Raw genomic sequence first — 249 nt, forward strand, 5'->3', positions numbered from 1 at the left:
CGAGCACGCCCTTGGGCAGGAAGGTCTGGTGGATTTCGCCGATGCCCTTGAGGATCGTCGAGCTCAGCGCATCGTAGTCTACCAGGTATTTGAACGCTTGGCGTACCTCCGGCTTGGCAAGGTTGGCATTCTTCTGGTTGAGGCTGATGTAATAGACCGTGCCCTTCGGCGCGCTGGTCGAGGTCAGATCAGCATTCTTGGCGATGGCGTCGAGATCGTTCGGCTCGAGATTGCGGGCAACGTCGATGT

General features: G+C 58.2%; 1 protein-coding gene. It reads right to left on the reverse strand.

Annotation, left to right across the window (positions count from 1 at the left end):
* A partial coding sequence (locus tag EOB49_RS35625) for an ABC transporter substrate-binding protein (RefSeq protein WP_245473020.1) occupies positions 1 to 249 on the reverse strand: 249 nt, incomplete at both ends.

It is taken from the genome of Mesorhizobium sp. M7A.F.Ca.MR.148.00.0.0 (assembly GCF_003997735.1).
Lineage (GTDB): Bacteria > Pseudomonadota > Alphaproteobacteria > Rhizobiales > Rhizobiaceae > Mesorhizobium.